The sequence below is a fragment of the Cohnella sp. genome (assembly GCF_041640265.1).
Taxonomy (GTDB): Bacteria; Bacillota; Bacilli; order Paenibacillales; family Paenibacillaceae; genus Cohnella.
Genome location: NZ_JBEQAP010000011.1, coordinates 57952 through 77249, shown reverse-complemented (window position 1 = coordinate 77249; position 19298 = coordinate 57952). Strand labels below are relative to the sequence as shown.

Genomic DNA, 19298 nt, shown 5'->3' with positions numbered 1-19298 from the left:
ATAAGTGATCTATTTGAATAAAATAAGACTGTTATTTGTTTCTCTGTTCGTCTTCCGACAGCTCATCGATCGTTCTCTCGAAGCTAGGCGCAAGATGCTGTAAAAACCACTCCACCTCGGGCATATTCAGGTTCCGCAGCTTTTCCTCGCTCTGACGACGGGCCGTTGCAAATTCACGATTTCCCGCGGATATCTCGCTTATACACTTCAGATAGGCATCAAGAAGGTCAGCGGCTTTCAATATTTTCTCCAAATCCGGATTGACCGGCTTCCGATCTAACAGAGGACGATAGGTTTCTTGAAGCTCATCGGGTACGGTTGCAAGCAATCGTTCTGCAGCTAACGCCTCTATCTCGCGGAAGTTTGCTAATATTTGCGGGTTGTGGTGTTTAACGGGCGTGGGAATATCTCCAGTAAAAACTTCTGTTGCATCATGGAAAAGAGCATAAGTCACAGCCTCGTCGGGATTCACGTCGCGTTTGAATATTTCCCGTGCAATAGACCCCAACGCATGGGCAATAAGCGCAACATGATACGAGTGCTCAGCGACATTCTCGGGAGTTGTGCTCCGCATAAGGCTCCAACGTTCTATGTATTGCAGTCGATATAAATAGGCCAAATAATGATTTGTCATGAACTTGACTCCTTTTTTCACCAACTTAATCTATATGCTATTATATAATTATTGATCAACAACGAACAGAGAGGGGTTTTTGAACTCATCATGTCTACTTTTGAAGAAAGCATGTACAAGCTTATTGTAGAGACTTCCACCAACCTTCCGGCAGATGTTCGCCGTACAATAGCCGCTGCAAGGGAGGCTGAGGATCGTGCAACCCGCGCCGGCTTGTCTCTGACGACAATAGCCCAAAACATCGAGATGGCGGAGAGCAACGTATCTCCTATTTGCCAGGATACCGGTATGCCGACATTTGTCGTACATACCCCTGTAGGCGCCAACCAGATTATGATGAAAAAAGAGATTAAAAATGCGATTGCGAGAGCGACGAAGGACGGCAAGCTTCGGACGAACTCCGTAGATTCCTTAACAGGAACGAATACGGGGGATAATCTCGGGCCAGGCACGCCGGTCATCCATTTCGAGCAATGGGAGCGCGACGAAGTAGACGTCCGTCTTATTCTAAAAGGCGGTGGCTGCGAGAATAAAAACATTCAGTACAGCTTGCCTTGTGAGCTTGAAGCTTTAGGCAAGGCAGGACGGGATCTAGATGGAATACGCAAATGTGTGCTTCATGCGGTGTATCAAGCGCAAGGCCAGGGCTGCAGCGCAGGATTCATCGGCGTTGGAATCGGTGGAGATCGGACAACAGGTTACGAGCTCGCCAAGCAGCAATTATTCCGTCCAGTGGATGACGTTAATCCTGTTCCTGAGCTCCGTCAGCTTGAGGATTATATATTGGACAAAGCAAATCAGCTTGGAATCGGAACGATGGGCTTTGGCGGTAATGTAACGTTGTTAGGCTGTAAGGTTGGAGTCAACAATCGTCTTCCGGCTAGCTTCTTCGTCTCCGTTGCCTATAATTGCTGGGCTTACCGTCGCCAAGGTGTCGTACTTGATGGCACAACACATGAAATTAAAAGCTGGGTCTACGAGGGAGGAAGCTCTGTTCGGATGAATGCGGCTTCAGAAGACAAATCCTTTGAAGAAGCGGCAGAGGAAGCGCCTCGTAAGGAAATTGTTCTTCAGATGCCTCTATCTGAGGAAGACGTTCGCAGCTTGAAGGTCGGCGATGTGGTCATCCTGAATGGCGAGATGCATACCGGTAGAGATGCTTTGCACAAGCATTTGATAGACCACGATTCACCGATTGATCTGAGTGGCGGAGTTATCTATCACTGCGGGCCGGTTATGCTGAAAGACGAAGCGGGCTGGCATGTTAAAGGCGCGGGTCCCACAACGAGTATTCGCGAAGAGCCATACCAAGGCGATATTATGAAAAAATTCGGACTCCGCGCGGTGATTGGTAAAGGCGGTATGGGTCCCAAAACACTTGCAGCTTTGCAAGAGCATGGGGGCGTGTATCTTAACGCCGTCGGCGGAGCAGCTCAATACTATGCGGAATGCATCAAACGAGTTAACGGAGTCGACTTCATGGAATTCGGTATTCCGGAGGCTATGTGGCATCTAGATGTTGAAGGCTTCGCTGCAATCGTCACAATGGACTCACATGGCAATAGTTTGCATGCCGACGTAGATAAGGATTCCAAAGCTAAGCTTGCTCAGTTCAAAGATCCTGTCTTTGTATAGAAAAAGAACAGCGTGAAGGAGTACCTTCCCTTATATGACTAAATTCCGTTGGAAATTGACAGCCCTCTTTATGCTATTGATTGGTTTATCTGTTCTAGCTGCAGGTCTCTTAATGGTTAATACGTATCAGAAAAATCATCAAGCTGCCCTGCGTGACCATATGATTCGAGAGCTCCATGTGTTGAATGCCGCCGCACCATGGCCAGTCATGGAGGATCAAGCAGAGCAGAGCGAGTATTTGCAGCGGCAAGCCAAGCGATTTAAGGAAATTGCAGGCATGCGCGTTACCTATATTCGTCTTGACGGCAGGGTTATGGGCGATTCGGACCATGATCCCGCGACAATGAACAACCATATTGATCGTGAGGAAGTGAAGGAAGCTCTTGCTGCGAATACGGGAAGCAGCATAAGGCACAGTGATACCTTAAATCAGAATATGATATACGTAGCGACCTCGGTCATAGAGGGTAAAGGTACGCAAGCTCGGGGAATCATTCGTTTAGCCATGAGTCTTAGCGATGTTGAACGCAGCCTCAGCAATATGTGGATCGCTTTGATTTTCGGATTATTATTGTTGTTTGCGCTAGCTGCTCTTGTAAGCTACCGCGTTGCGCTTAGCGTCACCCGTCCATTGGAGAGAATGACTTCTGCCGCTAAACGGATGGCAAATATGGATTATGCGATACGGGTGCCGGAAGGCGGCCGGGATGAGGTCGGCGATCTGGCTCGTACACTCAATGCAATGGCGGGGAGTCTTCAGGAGCGATTGGATGAAATTCGCGAAAATGGCACGCGTCTGCAGAGTGTACTCGATAATATGACGAGCGGTGTCGTTATGATCGCCCATGATGGGCGAATTACGATATACAACCGTCAGGCGGAGAAACTGCTGGGAAGCTCTACTCGTGAGCGGGTCGGGCGCAGCTTTGCAGAAATTCGCCATCATTTCGAATTGGTTGGGCTTATTCGCGAAGGGTTGGACAATCGGATGCCCATTCGTGATGAATTAACCGTGTATTATCCGGAGGAACGGTTATTGGAAATGAGCATCGTTCCGATGGAGATGAGCGGCGATGAAGAATCCGGATTATTACTTGTTTTGCAGGATGTCTCGGCGATACGACGGTTGGAGCAAATGCGGAGTGAATTCGTCGCGAACGTATCTCATGAATTGAAAACACCTGTTGCAGCCGTCAAAGGCTTTGCCGAAACGCTATTGTCGGGTGCAATGGATGAGCCGGAAACGGCTAGATCCTTCTTAACGATCATCCATGATGAGAGTGAGCGATTAAATCGTCTCATCGGCGACATTCTGGAATTATCTAAGATTGAATCCCGCCGTTCTCCGCTTCAGTTCTCGCCAGTTGAATTGCCTGTGTTTCTTGGACGTATGGGGGAAATTCTTTCCGCGGAAGCCGCAAAAAAGAAAATCACGCTGGATATTCAGGCTGATGAGGAATTATTCCTCGAGGCTGATGAGGATCGATTAGGACAAATTCTGATTAATTTAATGCAGAACGGAATCAATTACACGCCTGAAGGCGGTAAAGTCAAGGTTAGGGCTGAATTAATCATTCAAGAGATTGGGGAAGAAGAAATCGTTAGAATCACAGTTTCAGATACGGGAATCGGCATTCCGAGGAAAGACATTCCCCGAATTTTCGAGAGATTCTATCGGGTAGATAAAGCACGTTCCCGAAGCTCAGGCGGTACGGGACTTGGGTTATCTATCGTTAAGCATTTGATAGAGCTGCATCATGGCACGATTAGGGTTGAGAGTACAATCGGCGTGGGCTCGCAATTTATTTTGGAGCTCCCGTTATTGCAGCCGTAGTGTAGTTGATGTCTATTTTACAATACGTTAACAAATGAATGATGCTCCCTTTACATTGGTATGATAAAACTAACATGTAGAGCCAATTAGGCAGGATTGCCTGCTGGACCGGAGGAAACCATGTCGGACAAAGTATTGATTATCGAGGATGAACCGACCTTAGCGCGTCTAGTAACTTATAACCTCTCACAAGAGGGGTATGAGACGGAAGTAGTCGGTAACGGTGCAGAAGGCCTTCACAAGGCCATTCATGATCAGTACGCCATTATTTTTCTGGATTTAATGCTGCCGGGCATGAATGGATTCGAGGTTCTACAGAAGCTGCGTCAGAACGGAGTTAAAACCCCGGTTATTATCCTTACTGCGAGGAACGCGGAGGAGGAAGTGGTACAGGGACTGAAGCTCGGTGCCGATGATTATATTACTAAGCCATTCGGCGTAGCGGAGTTACTCGCGAGAACGTCTGCCGTGTTGCGGCGTTCACGTAACGAAGATAACAAGTCTTCTAAAGCCGATGGCGGAGATAAAGTAATCGCGCTGGGTGATCTTCAGATTTTCCCGGACAAATATGAGGTGTTCTCGAATGGGCAATGGATCACGTTGCGACCGAAGGAATTCGAGGTTCTTCTTTACTTAGCTGAACGTCCTGGAATTGTCGTCACGCGTGATGATCTGATGAACGTCGTATGGGGCTTCGATTATATTGGCGGACAGCGAACAGTCGACGTACACGTAAGCTCGCTTCGCAAAAAGCTGGAGCTAAACCAACAAACTGTCCAGATCGACTCCATCCGCGGAGTGGGCTACAAGCTATTCATAAACCGCAAAACAATCTCGCCAAGCCGCTAAGCTCTGGCAAGTTTTTTTATCGCATACTCCGAAAGCCGGCTTAAACACCGTTCAAAGTCCCAAGAGAATACTTAGACTAATAGTACCGAACCCCGTAACCTGCGCCCCCATTGTCGCAAAACAAAACAATGAGAGCGCCGAAAGCGAGAGCCCGCCCCCCATTGTCGTAAAACGCAACAATGAGAGCGCTCAACCGCAGAGCCTGCCCCCCATTGTCGCATAACACGACAATGAGAGCGCGGGAAGCGAGAGCCTGCCCCCCATTGTCGCAAAATGCAACAATGAGAGGGGAGATACCGCTTCAGGACCCTTAATCGAGTAAATTGGGCAATAATGCTCTATTGATACGATAGCTGCATATTCGTTTGACATCGGCTCGAGAGGGAATTAACAAACCTTTACTCACTAATGATTGAAGATGTTTAGTTACAGTTGTACGATGTAAGCCTAATTGCGCGGTTGCATACTGGGGCGTAATCGGATTCGGATGGGATACAGCTAATCTCATGATTACTTGTTCTGAAGGAGTTAGGTTTTCAAATGATGTTGTCTTCACCACACCTAACCTCCCCATAATCTGTTGTAATATTTGTTGGCAAATACGCGGTTTTTCCACGATGTCGTCATACGAGAAACGCAATATGAGCCAGCCATCGATTACAAGATGGTTTTGACGCATTAAATGATCGGAGAATTGTGTTCTGTTCAAGTCTCTCCAATGCGTCCCAAATCCATCAATTTCGATACATAGCTTGAAGCCCGCCGCTGTAATAGCAAAATCAAGGTATCTCCAACCATCTTTAAAATCCCGAACCTCATACTCGGCCTGTAAACCGATGAATTGCCCAAATGCGGGCCACCAAACGTTCTTGATAAACATTTTTTCTGCATAGTATGAATGGCTCAGTAATCTTCTTCTGCGTTCCCCTTTGCTGTCTTTACGTTGTTTGCCCATCCAAGCCTCATAAGCATGACTGACCTCTTCATCCATTTGAACATCCTTAACTGCATTTACCATATCATCAGATCCTCTCAACTGGTTTAAAAGACAAAAGCCGCCTCAACCGAATGAACTCGGTAAGAGCGGCGTGTGCTTCACGACCACATATTCAACATAGGATAAAAATAGCATGATTTATTTTTAATTTCAACATCCGAGTTTAAGTTAGCTCCAACAAATAAAACCTGGCAACAACTTTAGATCCAACAAATCAAACCCTACCCCAGGCGAGCATCTTGCGTTGGAATTCTTTGGGGGAGCAGCCATTGAAGCGTTTGAACATTTTGTAGAAATGGGCCATGTTAGCCATGCCGATCTGATCGCCTATTTCGCTGACGCTTAAATCACGGGTGAGCAACAGCTGCTCGGCACGTTTGATTTTGCGGAAATTGACGTATTCGGTAAAAGAAAGACCCATTATTTTCTTGAAAAATTTCACGAAATAATAATAACTCATATTAGCAAGCTTACTCGCATCCTCGACGGCAATCCGATCGTCAATACGTGACTCGACAAAATCCAGCACGGGTTTAAGCCGAATCCGTTCGACACGGTCTTGATTGGCAAGCAACCCCTTTTTGTCATTACGAATAAGAATAAGTAACAGCTTTTTAATCAACATATTAACAGCCAGCTCGTACCCGCTCTCCTTCATCAATGCTTCCTTATGGATTTGACGGATACATTCTGCAGCCTCATTGCGTGCTTCGGTATTTTCCCGGAAAATATAATTCATGGCACTCAGCGGCACTTTGGTTTCATTGAAATATTGCAAATAGGGAATCGTACTTTGGTCAAAGAAGGTGTTCAGATCAAATTGCAGCACAATGTAATCAAGTAATCCACCTTCTGTTCGGTCGCGATGTAATTGTGAATTGCCGAGAATAACGACGTCTCCATCCTCCATGGAGTAGGATTCGTCACTGTAGTCAATCTCAAGCCTCCCTCTCTGGACGAGAAGCAGCTCACACTCGGGATGATAATGCCAGGTGATGTGGCCTGGCCCTACATCACGTGTGACTTGCCAAATTTTCAAAGAAAGCAATGGGTTCTCATATTCGATCTTTTCTCTTACTGGCTGCACGGGTTCATCCCCCCTTAAATGACAAAATCACATAAAATTCTCCGCCTGGACAGATGGGATTTCTATTAAGTTATGGTAAACTAATTGTAAATTGAATAGAGTAAACCTGCAAGGAGGACAAGCATTTTGACAAAAGTTAATGTAGGTATGATCGGATGCGGCGGTATCGCTATGGGTAAACATTTACCAGCACTCGCCAAAATCCCGGAAGCACAGGCAGTTGCATTTTTCGACGTGGCTCTGGATAGAGGGCATGAAGCCAAGAATAAGTTTGGTACCCATGATGCCAGAGTATACTCCGATGTCTATGAGCTGCTTCGTGATCCAGAAGTTCATGTCGTTCATGTATGTACGCCGAACGATACGCATGCGGAAATTTCTATAGCAGCTTTAGAGGCAGGGAAACATGTTCTCTGTGAAAAGCCAATGGCCAAAAGCGCAGCAGATGCGCGTCGGATGATGGAAACCGCAGAAAGAACAGGGAAGAAGCTGAGCATTGCCTACCAGAACCGTTTTCGTGCGGATAGCCGTTGGCTGCACCAAGCATGCCGTGCAGGCGATCTTGGAGAGATTTATGTTGCCAAAGCGCATGCGGTTCGTCGTCGTGCCGTACCGACATGGGGCGTATTCCTCGATCTGGAGAAGCAGGGTGGAGGACCGCTTATCGATATCGGAACGCATGCGCTTGATCTTGCTCTGTGGATGATGGACAACTACGAGCCTAAGACAGTATTAGGCAGCTCTTACCGGAAGCTTGCGGAACAAGGCAGTGATGCGAACCTATGGGGCAAGTGGGATCCGAGTAAATTTACAGTTGAAGATTCCGCTTTCGCTATGATTACAATGAAGAGCGGAGCTACAGTCTGGCTGGAATCCAGCTGGGCGCTTAATACGCTTGATACAGATGAGGCGAAGGTTTCCTTAATGGGTACCAAAGCTGGAGCGGATATGAAGAATGGTCTGCGCGTCAACGGTGAAGAGCATGGCCGTCTCTATACCCAAGAAATTCAAATGTCCGGGGATTTCGGCGGAAACGCTGGCCCTGATGACGCGGCTGAGCATGAAGCCCGCTCATGGATTAATTCGATTCTAGAGGAAAGAGAACCTGTTGTCACAGCTAAGCAAGCTCTAGTGGTTCAAGAAATCCTAGAAGCGATCTACGAGTCTGCGAATAAAGGACAAGCGATTAGCTTTATTTAGGTTTAGATTACATAAGGCGAGTTGTTGTTGCTGGGGGGCTCGTCTTTCAAGTTGAAGAAAAAGGCTGGAAACACGGATAGGTTTTCATGTAGAATGTATTTAGCTTATGAATGAACACGCGTACACTTTATGGATCGTTATCTATTTACAAGGAAAGGTTTGGTGGGGAATAAGTGAAATCAGGAGTATTTCTAGTTTTGTTCAGCCAGCAAGCGTTTGAACAGGCGCTGGACACCGCTAAAGCCGCAGGACTTCAATCAGTTGAAATCGGAACCGGAGCTTATCCGGGAACCGCACACATCAATGCCCAGGAAGTTTTGAATGATGATGCAGCCATTCAGCGAATCCGCGATGCTGTAGATTCCCGAGGATTAACGATCAGCGCATTGAGCTGTCACGGTAATCCGTTACATCCAGACAAATCTACAGCTAAATCCCATCACGATGATTTCGTGGCTACAGTTCTATTAGCAGAGAAGCTAGGGGTAGATACAGTAATCACATTCTCTGGGTGCCCAGGTGAATCGGAGAACTCCAAATACCCATCCTGGGTTACTTGTCCTTGGCCGCCCGATTTTCTGACGGTACTAGAATGGCAATGGAATGAAATCGCGATCCCTTATTGGAAGGAACAATCGGCATTTCTCCGCAAGCATAACGTGAGAGTCGCGATCGAAGCTCATCCTGGTTTCTTGGTTTACAACACCGAGACGGCATTGCGTCTGCGTGAGGAAGCGGGCGATAATATTGGCGTTAACTTCGATCCTTCCCACTTGTTCTGGCAAGGGATGGACCCGATCGAATGCGTTAAGGCGCTTGGCAGCTCCATCTACCACGTGCACGCGAAGGATACCAAAATTGACAAGCGTAATACAGCAATTAACGGAGTGCTCGATAATAAGAACTATGGTGACATCCTCCAGCGTTCATGGGTATTCCGTACGGTAGGTTATGGCCATGATGATGAGTTCTGGAAGGATCTCGTCAGCACATTGCGGCTCGTCGGCTATGACGGAACGATCAGTATCGAGCATGAAGACGGCTTGATGAGTGTTAATGAGGGCTTCAATAAAGCAGCTAACTTCCTCAACGGGCTCATTCTGAACGAGAGCGCAGGTGAGATGTGGTGGGCTTAGACAAGAAAATAAATGTCGGCATGGTTGGCTATAAGTTCATGGGTAAAGCTCACAGCCATGCATATAAAGACGTTGGAATGTTCTTCGACACGAACGCTAAAGTTGTCATGAAGGCGATTTGCGGGCGTGATGAGGAGGGCGTGAAGGCAGCGGCCGAGAAATTTGGCTGGGAATCCTATGAGACCGACTGGCGCAAGATGATTGAACGGGAAGACATCGACTTCATCGATATTAATGCTCCAAGCGATGCGCATAAAGAAATTACTTTGGCGGCAATTGCTGCAGGTAAGCATGTATTCTGTGAAAAACCGCTTGCTTTGAATCTCACGGATGCACGAGAAATGCTAGCGGCGGCGGAGAATGCAGGCGTTAAGCACGCGATCTGCTTCAACTACCGTTTCCTGCCTGCCGTTCAACTGGCTAAACAGATTATCGATGAAGGAAAACTCGGAGAAATCCACCATTATCGCGCGACATACTTACAAGATTGGTTAGTTGATCCAAATACACCGCTTGCTTGGCGTCTTAAGAAAGAAGTGGCTGGCTCCGGTGCACACGGAGATATAAATGCACACAGCATTGATCTGGCTCGTTTCCTTATCGGCGAATTCGATCGTGTCGTTGGTCACAATCGTACGTTCGTAAAGGAACGTCCGTTAATGACTTCATCTGCAGGACTTTCCGGTGTTGCATCCGTTACGGAGAAAGGTGAAGTAACCGTCGACGATGCGACGGGTTTCCTAGCTGATTTCAAGAATGGGGCAATGGGCATGTTCATTGCTTCCCGGTTCGCGGCAGGCCGCAAAAATCACAACACCTTTGAAATTCATGGCAGCAAGGGCACGATTCGTTGGGATCTTGAAAAGCTGAACGAGCTGGAGGTATACTTCCGTGAGGACGAGCCAAACCTGGCTGGCTTCCGCCGGATTTTAGCCACTGAGCCTTCGCACAAATATGCAGGCAATTGGTGGCCGACAGGACATATTATTGGTTATGAGCATGCATTCGTTCATATTGTCTACGAGTTCGTACAGCACATGACAGCAGACACACCATTCACTCCTACGTTCCTTGATGGCGTGAAGTGTCAAGAAGTACTGGAAGCCGTTGATTTATCCATCGAACGCGGCGCATGGGTAAGTGTTCACGAGGTATAATCTAATCAGAACAAGGCTTGTCGATCTTTAGTGATCGATAAGCCTTGTTTTTTTGTCCCTTTGCTCTGGAATCATTTACAAAACAGAACGTTTAAGCAAATTTTCCATTAACAAAGTAGAAGTATGATTGTCCATGAACAATCTTTTCTATAAAGGAGCGAGAAAATGGAGAAGCAAATGGATCGTCGTACTTTTTTGTCGTATTTAGGTACTGGTGCAGCCGCGCTTGCGGCGGCATCCACAGGCTTGGGTGTGCTTGAGGGGAAAGCGTCAGCTCAATCACCAGCGGCCGACCATCTTTTTGGGTTCAAAACGAACAAAGTAAGTGGATTTTTCGAACCCATCGCTCCATCGAAAGAAGACTTGCTAATACTTCCTAAAGGATTCAAGTACGATGTCGTAGCAGCTTTTGATGATGTAATCAATCAAGCTGGCGAAAAATTCGGACAAGGGGCTGATTATAACGCCTATTTTCCAATTAACGGCTCTAACACGCGGGGACTCTTGGTTACCAACCATGAGTATACGAACATTTTTTCACTCGGTCCAATCACTGACGGGAAGATGACTCCAGAACAAATTCAAAAGGATTTGTACTATCAAGGCATGTCCGTTATCGAAGTGTTTCAGGATAAAGACGGTGTATGGAAAATGGATACATCCTCTAAATACGCTCGTCGGATTAACGGGTTCAGCAAATTTTTTGTGACCGGTCCAGCAAAAGCATCCGCTGCGTTGGAAATTGCAACAGTCATTGAAGGAACTTGGGCAAACTGCTCTGGAGGCGTTACGCTTTGGAACACGGTGCTCTCCTGCGAAGAAAATTTCGCAGATACAGCAGAGATGACAAAACGGAATGTCAATCATTACGGTTGGGTTGTAGAGATCGATCCTTTTGACGGATCTTACTTGCGCAAGCATACGGCACTCGGTCGTTTCAACCATGAGAATACGGCAATGGGCTTGACGAAAGATGGACGTGTCGTTGTTTATATGGGAGATGACAAGAAAGACGCATGCATTTATAAATTTATTAGCAAGGGCAAGTTCGACGCTGCCAAAGGTCGTTCTAATTCCGCGCTTCTGGAAGATGGAACGCTTTATGTTGCTAATTTGAAGAGCGGCGCCTGGATTGCTGTCACTTATGATGCGGTAAATAAAGCATTATCCAAAACAAGCTTCAAGACACCTGCCGGAGTAAAAGGTACTCGGGAAGAACTGCAGAAAATGTTCCAAAACCAAGCGGATGTTGTAACGAACTGTCACCAAGCGGCGTTAATTCTTGGCGGGATGCCTACTGATCGTCCGGAAGACATCGAAATCTCTCCTTTCGATAACACAGTGTTTATCTGCCATACGAACAATGACGCTCACGGCAATATTCATGGGCATCTCACCCGAATTTTCGAAACCGATAACGATTTGGGCGCCCTTTCGTTCGATTTTGAAATATTCGCTGCGGGCGGACGACAATCCGGGTTCAGCTCACCGGATAACCTGGCTTTTGACTCCAACGGCAGTCTTTGGGTGGTGACGGACATTTCCACGAGCAGCCACAACAAAGGAGTATATAAATCCTTCATGAATAACGGACTGTTCGTCATCCCTACTTCCGGTCCTAGCCAAGGCGTTGCACTGCAGTTCGCGTCCGGTCCTACAGACAGCGAGTTGACGGGGCCGTACTTTACTCCGGATGAACGGACATTGTTCTTGTCTGTTCAGCATCCCGGAGAGATGACGACGGACCTTAGTAATCCAACAGGCTTGTGGCCGCATCGTAAAGGTGATAAGATTGCCCGTTGCGGCGTAGTTGCCATTAGCGGGTTCAAACTAGGTTAACGACTGTTAACCATCTGATCTAAAGGAGATGCTCATATGCCATTTGGAAATATAGGAATAGGCGGACTTATTCTGATCTTAATCATCGCTCTCATTATTTTTGGGCCTTCAAAGCTTCCGGAGCTCGGGCGCGCATTCGGTCGCACTCTTAGCGAATTCAAGACCGCTACCCGCGAATTGGTCGGCGGCGGATCCGATGACAAGGGCAAAGAGGACAAAGAAGCGAGCCCAGCCGCTCAAGTGATTGATGGCGATGCTTCCCCCCGTCTGTCCGTCGTCGAAAAAACGAATGGGTAGGTTGATAACGTATGAATACGTTACAGGATACACCACTTGATATGCAAGGGATAAAGAGCTCGGTCGGACATGGAAAAAGCTTTGTCGGGCATCTGGACGAATTAAGGCGCCGTATCATCTTTACCATGGTCGCCTTTATCGTCTCCCTCTGCGGTGCCTTCGTGTACGTTAAAGAGATGTATCGTTGGCTGGTAAGGGATCTTGACCAGAAACTCGCGATCTTAGCTCCATCCGATATCATTTGGGTTTATCTGATGCTAGCAGGAGTCGTCGCCATAGCGGTGACGATTCCCGTTGCTGGCTTGCAGCTATGGCGATTCGTCAAACCTGCATTGTCGGCCAAAGAACAGAAGACGACGCTCGCGTATATCCCCGCGCTTGCCATGTTATTCCTAATCGGCATTTCCTTCGGTTATTTCGTCATCTATCCGATGGTACTGGGCTTCTTGGAGAAAATGTCGGACGACTTCGAGACCGTTTACACCGCACAGAAGTATTTCGCCTTCATGCTGAACATGACAGTGCCCTTCGGCTTTCTGTTCGAGATGCCGGCAATCGTGATGTTCCTTACCTCGCTTGGTATCCTTAACCCTAAGCGGCTTGCCAAAGCGCGAAAGCTGGCCTATTTCGCCCTCACGGTTACGGCAGTCATGATCACACCGCCGGATATTGTCTCGGATATCCTTGTGATCCTGCCTTTACTGCTGCTCTATGAGATTAGCGTAACTTTATCTAAGTGGGTATTTCGCAAACAATTGAAAAAGGCTGTCGTATAAGTTTAGTGAAGAAAACAGTCATTAACCAAAATAGAAAAATGGTGGTGCAGACCCTCTGCACCACCATTTTTCCGTTATGATCATGATTTTTTGATCAAGTAAGCAGTTATTGATAAATGTTGAATTATGAACAAAAAGTTCTCTACGCTACTAAACCTTATTCGTCTAGCTTCATTAGACCTTCGTCATAAGTTGCTTGAGGCAAGGGGGTGTATCCCAATTGCTCGGCCAGCTTAGGCGCTTCCTGCAAATATAAGCTGACAAATTCGTAACCTTCCATTCCTGAGAGGGCATCTAGACTGACATAAAGATAAAGCGGCTGAGAAGTGCCGTCCTTGCCGCCGGCAACCTCGAGTTCTTTATATTCAATCATATTTTCCTCGCATGACGGCTTTTCTTCTTCTTTGATTACACGCGCAGCTTGGTGGAAGGAGGTCTCTCCAGAACAAAAGGGTTCAAAACCTTCTTCATTGGAGCTGCTAACAGAAATTTTTACATTCGTATAGGTCTGGCCGAACTGCTCCACTACGGCTTCCGTTAAGGGAGATAATATATTCGACCCGCTTATCTCAAAGGTTTCATTAGCCTGTATAGTGACGGATTCCCCTTCTGCTTCCAAGCTCTCGTCTGCCATAACTTCCTCAGCAGCTGTTTCCTCATTAACCGGACTGTCAGTGTTTTCACCAGTTGAACCACCGCATGCACTAATAAGCAACATCATTAAAACAACTAGAATGCCAAGCCATTTTTTGTCGATCACCATTATGCTCTCCTTATATATAAAGTGAAATAAAAAAGCGCCCTAGTTCCCTTTGAGAGAAAAGTAGGGCGCTCATCTAGAAAAAAGTTATTTAATGCGTTTGAGCTGCGTTTTGTACCAGTTGCTGGAGAGAGGTATAAATCCGATTTCTGTGGAGAGCTTGCTTGCGTTTTGCAAATAGAATTTAACATATGCTTTTACTTCAGGGCGGCTCATCGCTTTTTTCTGAACATAAATGAACAACGGTCTGGACAATGGGGCGTAAGTACCGTTTGCAATCGTCTTAGCATTAGGCGTAATCGCGCCTTTGCCGCCGTCGATCGGTACGACTTTCAGCTTATCTTTGTTCTCTACATAATAAGAATAACCGAAGTAACCAATCGCATTTTTATCGCCTGAAATACCGGATACGAGTGTATTGTCGTCTTCGCTAAACGTAATTTGCTTGTCATTGCGGCTAGCTTGGGCTTTGCCATTAATGACTTCCGTAAAGTAGTCGAACGTACCGGAGTCAGCGCCAGGGGAGTAAATTTTGATCGTTTCATTCGGCCAGCTGGAACGAACATCCTTCCAAGTTTTAACCGTGCTGTCCGGCTTGAAGATCGCGTTCAACTCAGCTACAGTCAGCTTGTCAACAAAGGTATTGCTTTTGTTAACTAGAACGGACAGGCCGTCATAAGCAACGGTAAATTCTAAGTACGAAATGCCTTTTTCCTTACAAGCTTTTTTCTCCGAGGCTTTAATCGGGCGGGAAGCGTTGCTGATTGCCGTTTCGCCTGCGCAGAAGCGTTTGAAGCCGCCGCCGGTTCCCGATACACCTACAGGTACGCGAACATCTTTGTTTGTTTTCAAGAACTCTTCCGCTACCGCTTCCGTTAACGGGAATACGGTGCTGGAGCCGTCGATGTCGATCGTGCCCGACAGACCTGCAGCATAGGTTGCTGTTCCAAACATAAGGCTTACTGCTGTCATAAGTAACAATGCTTTACCTGTCATTTTCTTAAACAAGATGATTCACTCCTCGAAAAATTATAGGGTAATTATTTTGCAGCTTCTTCTTCTTTAACGATTGTATATACGCCAGCAGTTTCCACTAGCTTCCCTTGAGCAACAGTCTCGATAAACTCAACGGAAACATTAATTTTTCCGGCCGCCTTTTTAATGGTGTCGCCTTCGAAGAAGAATTGCTTCCCGCCATAAAGGGCTGACTTATCCATCAAATCAACGATAATGCTCATGTCATCCCATTCAATAATCGCAGAGGAGGTTTCGTTGTCCCAATCGACCGTTGCTCCAAAATCGGTGAATACCTTTCTGAGTGGAACGAGCTGGACTGCTGAGCTTACCTGCTGAATACTTGCTTCACCGGGTTTAACCTCTGCTGCAGCTGCAGTGCTTACCGAAGATAATACGATGGCAGCGCCGAGAAGCAATGACAATTTGCTCTTCATTGAACATCCTACTTTCGTTGAGTTTGGTCGTTCAAACCAATCATGTTTGAACTCCTTGTCTCAGCTTAAAGCAGGAATGTTAAGCCAACATATGGATAATATTTTCCCAATATTTACTGAATGTAAATTTTGTAAAATGATTAAGGCGGATTCCACTATGGCTGGAAGTTTCTCTACTTCGTTGCGCGAAGAAAACAGATGTTCAGGCGTATTTTTACATTCCGTTTACACAAATAGAATAATGTCGAAACAACGCATTGCTAGATTAGTAACATAGTAGAAATAAAAAGGAGTGAGAAATCATGGCAGTAGATTTGTTGGTTCGAGAAACGATAACTGAATCGGTACAGTCAGAAGAACATTTGGTATCGGTGCGGGGTTCTTCATCTAAAGCAGTTGAGCTAGTTAATCAATCCTTTCATCTAAAGGATTGGATTAAGAGTTGTCCTGTCGTTGACTGGAAACTTCCGTGCCAAGAGCTCATTACTCTCTTCCGCCAAAGAACCGACGTAGAATGTGTGGTAGTGTGCCAAGAGAATAATAAGCCTATTGGATTAATTATGAAGCATGTATTTTTCCGCAAACTCGGTTCATTATACGGGGTGTCCTTGTACAGCGACAAGCAATCCTCCTTCCTTATGGATAATCATGCGCTTCAGGCGGAGGTGGACATTCAACCTCAGGAGCTGATCGACAACGCGCTTTCCAGGTCAGAAGATACCTTGTATGACGCCGTCATTATTACTGAAAACCAAAAATTTATTGGTGTGCTGACGGTAAACGACATGCTGAACGTTTCACGATTGCTGCAAAACCAAGCGATAGATAAACAAATTCAAACGGTAAGCAGCGCTGAATCGATGATCGGAGATATTCGGGAAACAGTAGACAGCGTTATGGAAAAGGCTCGATACACCTATTCCTGCACCGAGAAAATTAACTCCATGACGGAGCAAGGCAAAAATCAATTGGAACTCATGATGCAAGGGTTTCAAAAATGGACGGATTATGCGAACAAGCAAGAAACTTCTGTGGGAGATCTGCTTGATCGGATGAAGTCAGCGTCCGGGATTACAGGTCTGATTGGTGAAATAGCGGATCAAACGAACCTGCTTGCGGTTAACGCAACGATAGAAGCGGCAAGAGCCGGGGAGCATGGACGAGGCTTTGCGATTGTCGCGGATGAAATCAGATTATTGGCTGATCAAACGAAGAAATCCGTCGGGCAAATCCGTAAGCTGCTGCAAGCAATGGGAGAAGCGGCTGAAGTAACAGCACAACTGGTGATTGAAGGGAAAAAGGGCGCTTTGACGGGGATCCATCATGTTGAACAAGCTCGTCATAGCTTTGCCGAAATGTGGAACACTACGGAGGAGAATGCAAAGGCTGCGGAATTATTAACCCTAGCTTCTGCACATGCGTACGAGACAACGCTGCAGGTAAGCAAAGAATTCGACAAGCTCTCGACACAAATCCTGCGTTGATTTTTTTACACAGAGTTAACAAAAGTAGAATTTGAAGTTTACACAACACCTGTACCATAGTAAATGAGTTAAAAATATAGAGCAGATGAAGGAGTGGGTTTAATTGTTTAAAATGATGGGCCGCAAAAGTTTACTTATTCTCGTGGTGTTGTTAGTGGCGTTCATGACCGCTTGTGGTAACAATGGAAATAATGCAGCAGAAACCCCGAACGATAATGCTTCTCCTGCTGAAACAGCAGTACAGTTGTCAGGCAACATTGAAATTGACGGCTCCTCCACTGTATTTCCGATTACAGAAGCAGTAGCCGAGGAATATAAGGCAGTTCAACCTGACGTTAAACCTACGGTTGGCGTTTCCGGTACTGGCGGCGGCTTTAAGCGTTTCTGTGCCGGCGAAACGGCAATGAGCAACGCATCCCGTCCAATTAAGGATTCAGAGGCAGAGCTTTGCAAAGAAGCGGGAGTCGAATATACTGAACTTAAGGTTGCATTTGACGGATTGTCGGTCATTACGAGCAAGGATAATGATTTTATCGATCATTTGACGGTTGAAGAATTGACTAAAATTTTCAGTGCGGAAAGCACGGCGAAAACATGGAAAGAGGTTCGCGACACGTTCCCTGCTGAACCGATCATCATCTTCTCTCCGGGTGCTGATTCCGGTACATTCGACTACTTCAATGAAGAAATTTTGGACAAAAAAGGTGTTCGTAAAGACGCAACATTCAGTGAAGACGACAATACGCTTGTTACGGGTGTAGCGGGATCTAAAACCGCCATCGCGTTCTTCGGCTTCGCTTATTACGAGGAAAATCAAGATAAGCTGAAAGTTATTCCGATTGACGGTGGAAAAGGCGCGATTACACCTACGTTCGATACAATTAAAGACGGATCTTACGCTCCTCTATCCCGCCCGCTCTACGTCTACGTGAGCAAGAAAGAATATGAGCGCGCTGAAGTGAAAGATTTTGTGAAATTCTATATGGATCAAGCCAAAGCTTTGGTTGGCGAAGTAGGTTACATCCCTCTGCCGGACGACGCTTACGCAACTGAACAAGCAAAGCTTTAAGAATCAGCAGTTGGAACGTGTATTAGCTGATTAATAGGCGAAGCTCCCCAGACATACCGACACTCTGAATCAGAGTATCGGTATGTCTGGGGACGCGCCTTTTACAGCATAAAGTTGCGAAACAAGGAGCGAACAGCGATGCGGGAAGAGGTAGTCCCATCCGGGGAAACCGCAATAGAAGGCATTCAGAAGGACAAATTGGTGTTTAAGAATAATCGAAACAGCATTATGAACAAGGCCATGCCTGTTTTTTTGTTGTTCTGCGCTGTTATTTCCATTTTAACGACTATGGGCATCGTTTATATTTTGTTTACGGAGACCTATCACTTTTTTCAGAAAGTCCCCTTTAAAGAATTTATTACATCAGGCACATGGGCCCCTTTGTTCGAGCCGAAACAATTCGGCATTTGGCCGCTGCTAAGCGGTACTTTGCTGATTACCGTGATCGCTTGCTTGGTAGCGATTCCGCTTGGTCTGGCCGCCTCGATCTATCTAAGCGAATATGCGCCTAAAGCTGTCCGAAATGTGGTCAAGCCGATTTTGGAAGTGCTGGCGGGAGTCCCTACGATTGTTTACGGATATTTCGCTTTGACCTTTATGACGCCGATTATCCGCGAGTTATTTCCTGGTACAGGAATTTTTAACGCGCTTAGCGCCGGCATCGTTGTCGGTATAATGATTATTCCAATGGTATGTTCGTTAAGTGAAGACGCGATGTCCGCAGTTCCGCGCTCCCTTAGGGATGGAGCTTACGCTCTAGGCGCGACAAGATTCGAGGTAGCCTTGAAAATTGTCGTTCCTGCCGCTTTCTCTGGCATAGTAGCTTCATCGGTGCTGGCTTTTTCCCGGGCGATTGGGGAAACGATGATTGTTACAGTAGCCGCGGGTGCCACACCTAAGCTGACTGCCAATCCATTCGACAGCATTCAGACTATGACTGCTTATATTGTTCAGGTAAGCTTAGGAGACACACCGCATGGTACAGTTGAATACGGCTCCATCTTCGCAGTAGGAGCTACGCTGTTCCTAATCACGTTTATCTTGAACATTGCAGCACAATACTTTGCTAGACGCTTCCGGGAGGAGTATTAAT

The 19298-nt window shown here is 46.5% G+C and carries 18 protein-coding genes; 12 read left to right on the top strand and 6 right to left on the bottom strand.

Annotation, left to right across the window (positions count from 1 at the left end; translation table 11 throughout):
• Window positions 1-31: 31 nt before the first annotated feature.
• Window positions 32-634, bottom strand: coding sequence for a 5'-deoxynucleotidase (yfbR, locus tag ACESLK_RS10815; RefSeq protein WP_373229442.1), 603 nt, complete (start codon window positions 632-634; stop codon window positions 32-34).
• Window positions 635-724: 90 nt separating this feature from the next.
• On the opposite strand from yfbR, the gene ACESLK_RS10810 reads away from it, so the two are divergent.
• From ACESLK_RS10810 to ACESLK_RS10800, 3 genes are all read left to right on the top strand, one after another.
• Window positions 725-2269 (top strand): fumarate hydratase, encoded by a 1545-nt coding sequence (locus ACESLK_RS10810; RefSeq protein WP_373229441.1) that lies wholly within the window; start codon window positions 725-727, stop codon window positions 2267-2269.
• Between the two features lie 34 nt (window positions 2270-2303).
• Window positions 2304-4103: a two-component system histidine kinase PnpS gene (gene pnpS / locus ACESLK_RS10805; protein WP_373229440.1), complete on the top strand. Its 1800-nt coding sequence runs from the start codon at window positions 2304-2306 to the stop codon at window positions 4101-4103.
• A 120-nt stretch (window positions 4104-4223) separates the two neighbouring features.
• Window positions 4224-4952 (top strand): response regulator transcription factor, encoded by a 729-nt coding sequence (locus ACESLK_RS10800; RefSeq protein ID WP_373229439.1) that lies wholly within the window; start codon window positions 4224-4226, stop codon window positions 4950-4952.
• 310 nt (window positions 4953-5262) lie between these two features.
• Here the strand turns inward: ACESLK_RS10800 and ACESLK_RS10795 are convergent, their stop codons facing one another.
• Both ACESLK_RS10795 and ACESLK_RS10790 read right to left on the bottom strand, forming a co-directional pair.
• Entirely contained in the window at window positions 5263-5970 is a 708-nt protein-coding gene (locus ACESLK_RS10795; protein ID WP_373229438.1) for a DNA-binding response regulator, read from the bottom strand.
• A 193-nt stretch (window positions 5971-6163) separates the two neighbouring features.
• Window positions 6164-7036, bottom strand: a complete 873-nt coding sequence (locus tag ACESLK_RS10790) for a helix-turn-helix domain-containing protein (protein ID WP_373229437.1) — start codon at window positions 7034-7036, stop codon at window positions 6164-6166.
• Window positions 7037-7183: 147 nt separating this feature from the next.
• Between ACESLK_RS10790 and ACESLK_RS10785 the strand changes: the two genes are divergently transcribed.
• The 6 genes from ACESLK_RS10785 (at window position 7184) to tatC (ending at window position 13441) form a co-directional block, all read left to right on the top strand.
• The gene (locus tag ACESLK_RS10785; protein WP_373229500.1) at window positions 7184-8236 is read left to right on the top strand and encodes a Gfo/Idh/MocA family protein; all 1053 of its coding nucleotides are present in this window, start codon (window positions 7184-7186) and stop codon (window positions 8234-8236) included.
• 173 nt (window positions 8237-8409) lie between these two features.
• A complete protein-coding gene (locus ACESLK_RS10780) occupies window positions 8410-9372 on the top strand; it encodes a sugar phosphate isomerase/epimerase family protein (protein WP_373229436.1) in 963 nt (320 codons plus the stop codon).
• A 20-nt stretch (window positions 9373-9392) separates the two neighbouring features.
• On the top strand, window positions 9393-10529 hold the full coding sequence (locus ACESLK_RS10775; protein WP_373229435.1) for a Gfo/Idh/MocA family protein: 1137 nt from the start codon (window positions 9393-9395) through the stop codon (window positions 10527-10529).
• Between the two features lie 165 nt (window positions 10530-10694).
• Window positions 10695-12368 carry a PhoX family protein gene (locus tag ACESLK_RS10770; RefSeq protein ID WP_373229434.1) on the top strand — a complete coding sequence of 558 codons (1674 nt, stop codon included), beginning with the start codon at window positions 10695-10697 and terminating at the stop codon, window positions 12366-12368.
• A 36-nt stretch (window positions 12369-12404) separates the two neighbouring features.
• Window positions 12405-12665: a twin-arginine translocase TatA/TatE family subunit gene (tatA, locus tag ACESLK_RS10765; protein ID WP_373229433.1), complete on the top strand. Its 261-nt coding sequence runs from the start codon at window positions 12405-12407 to the stop codon at window positions 12663-12665.
• 41 nt (window positions 12666-12706) lie between these two features.
• Window positions 12707-13441 (top strand): twin-arginine translocase subunit TatC, encoded by a 735-nt coding sequence (gene tatC / locus ACESLK_RS10760; RefSeq protein ID WP_373229499.1) that lies wholly within the window; start codon window positions 12707-12709, stop codon window positions 13439-13441.
• Between the two features lie 157 nt (window positions 13442-13598).
• Here the strand turns inward: tatC and ACESLK_RS10755 are convergent, their stop codons facing one another.
• The 3 genes from ACESLK_RS10755 to ACESLK_RS10745 all read right to left on the bottom strand — a co-directional run bounded on the left by ACESLK_RS10755 (window position 13599) and on the right by ACESLK_RS10745 (window position 15652).
• Complete coding sequence (locus tag ACESLK_RS10755; protein ID WP_373229432.1) at window positions 13599-14204, bottom strand: type 2 periplasmic-binding domain-containing protein; 606 nt, start codon at window positions 14202-14204, stop codon at window positions 13599-13601.
• An 84-nt stretch (window positions 14205-14288) separates the two neighbouring features.
• Window positions 14289-15173 carry a PstS family phosphate ABC transporter substrate-binding protein gene (locus tag ACESLK_RS10750; protein WP_373229498.1) on the bottom strand — a complete coding sequence of 295 codons (885 nt, stop codon included), beginning with the start codon at window positions 15171-15173 and terminating at the stop codon, window positions 14289-14291.
• Window positions 15174-15241: 68 nt separating this feature from the next.
• Window positions 15242-15652: a stalk domain-containing protein gene (locus tag ACESLK_RS10745; RefSeq protein WP_373229431.1), complete on the bottom strand. Its 411-nt coding sequence runs from the start codon at window positions 15650-15652 to the stop codon at window positions 15242-15244.
• Between the two features lie 302 nt (window positions 15653-15954).
• Between ACESLK_RS10745 and ACESLK_RS10740 the strand changes: the two genes are divergently transcribed.
• From ACESLK_RS10740 to pstC, 3 genes are all read left to right on the top strand, one after another.
• Entirely contained in the window at window positions 15955-17136 is a 1182-nt protein-coding gene (locus tag ACESLK_RS10740) for a methyl-accepting chemotaxis protein (protein ID WP_373229430.1), read from the top strand.
• Window positions 17137-17248: 112 nt separating this feature from the next.
• Window positions 17249-18205, top strand: coding sequence for a PstS family phosphate ABC transporter substrate-binding protein (locus ACESLK_RS10735; RefSeq protein ID WP_373229497.1), 957 nt, complete (start codon window positions 17249-17251; stop codon window positions 18203-18205).
• A gap of 138 nt (window positions 18206-18343) precedes the next feature.
• Window positions 18344-19297: a phosphate ABC transporter permease subunit PstC gene (pstC, locus tag ACESLK_RS10730; RefSeq protein ID WP_373229429.1), complete on the top strand. Its 954-nt coding sequence runs from the start codon at window positions 18344-18346 to the stop codon at window positions 19295-19297.
• Window position 19298: the final 1 nt, after the last annotated feature.

Bases quoted from the DNA above. Each gene is read 5' to 3' on its own strand.
- yfbR (WP_373229442.1), bottom strand. From the start codon at position 634: ATGACAAATCATTATTTGGCCTATTTATATCGACTGCAATACATAGAA.
- ACESLK_RS10810 (WP_373229441.1), top strand. From the start codon at position 725: ATGTCTACTTTTGAAGAAAGCATGTACAAGCTTATTGTAGAGACTTCC.
- pnpS (WP_373229440.1), top strand. From the start codon at position 2,304: ATGACTAAATTCCGTTGGAAATTGACAGCCCTCTTTATGCTATTGATT.
- ACESLK_RS10800 (WP_373229439.1), top strand. From the start codon at position 4,224: ATGTCGGACAAAGTATTGATTATCGAGGATGAACCGACCTTAGCGCGT.
- ACESLK_RS10795 (WP_373229438.1), bottom strand. From the start codon at position 5,970: ATGGTAAATGCAGTTAAGGATGTTCAAATGGATGAAGAGGTCAGTCAT.
- ACESLK_RS10785 (WP_373229500.1), top strand. From the start codon at position 7,184: ATGATCGGATGCGGCGGTATCGCTATGGGTAAACATTTACCAGCACTC.
- ACESLK_RS10775 (WP_373229435.1), top strand. From the start codon at position 9,393: ATGGTTGGCTATAAGTTCATGGGTAAAGCTCACAGCCATGCATATAAA.
- ACESLK_RS10770 (WP_373229434.1), top strand. From the start codon at position 10,695: ATGGAGAAGCAAATGGATCGTCGTACTTTTTTGTCGTATTTAGGTACT.
- tatA (WP_373229433.1), top strand. From the start codon at position 12,405: ATGCCATTTGGAAATATAGGAATAGGCGGACTTATTCTGATCTTAATC.
- tatC (WP_373229499.1), top strand. From the start codon at position 12,707: ATGCAAGGGATAAAGAGCTCGGTCGGACATGGAAAAAGCTTTGTCGGG.
- ACESLK_RS10755 (WP_373229432.1), bottom strand. From the start codon at position 14,204: ATGGTGATCGACAAAAAATGGCTTGGCATTCTAGTTGTTTTAATGATG.
- ACESLK_RS10750 (WP_373229498.1), bottom strand. From the start codon at position 15,173: ATGACAGCAGTAAGCCTTATGTTTGGAACAGCAACCTATGCTGCAGGT.
- ACESLK_RS10745 (WP_373229431.1), bottom strand. From the start codon at position 15,652: ATGAAGAGCAAATTGTCATTGCTTCTCGGCGCTGCCATCGTATTATCT.
- ACESLK_RS10740 (WP_373229430.1), top strand. From the start codon at position 15,955: ATGGCAGTAGATTTGTTGGTTCGAGAAACGATAACTGAATCGGTACAG.
- ACESLK_RS10735 (WP_373229497.1), top strand. From the start codon at position 17,249: ATGATGGGCCGCAAAAGTTTACTTATTCTCGTGGTGTTGTTAGTGGCG.
- pstC (WP_373229429.1), top strand. From the start codon at position 18,344: ATGCGGGAAGAGGTAGTCCCATCCGGGGAAACCGCAATAGAAGGCATT.